Here is a 386-nt window from a genome sequence, read left to right on the forward strand (position 1 = left end):
CGGCGCAGATCGGCCATGGCGACCTTCGCGGTGCCGACGTTGACCCCGCGCAGCAGCGCCACCCACCTGTCCATGCGCCCTCCTCGACCCGTCCGTACCGGCCAGCCTAGGGCCGACGGCCCCGCGGCTCGCGCCCGCGCGGCTCAGAGCTGGCGGATGGCGGTGGAGGCGAGGCGGTAGCCGATGGTGCGGTCGACGATCCGGTCCACCAGGTCCGTCTTGCGTAGCCCGGCGACGCCGCGCAGCTCCAGGTCCGCGGCGAGCGCCCGCAGGTCGCGGGCGGTCCAGCCGGCGAGGTACGCCGTACCGTCGTCGCGGCGGGACATGGCGGCCAGCGCGGCCCGGGCGCGGGCCGGGTCCGCCGCCGGTGCCGCCCGCCCCGCCTT

At 78.2% G+C, this 386-nt stretch carries 2 protein-coding genes; both read right to left on the reverse strand.

Going from position 1 to position 386, the window contains the following annotated elements; translation table 11 throughout:
- Positions 1-74: DUF1697 domain-containing protein (locus tag ACSNOB_RS32020; protein ID WP_436691188.1), on the reverse strand; the 74-nt coding region annotated here is incomplete at its 3' end.
- A gap of 69 nt (positions 75-143) precedes the next feature.
- Positions 144-386: Rho termination factor N-terminal domain-containing protein (locus ACSNOB_RS32025; RefSeq protein WP_436691186.1), on the reverse strand; the 243-nt coding region annotated here is incomplete at its 5' end.

Source organism: Micromonospora sp. URMC 106, assembly GCF_051386395.1.
Taxonomy (GTDB): Bacteria; Actinomycetota; Actinomycetes; order Mycobacteriales; family Micromonosporaceae; genus Micromonospora.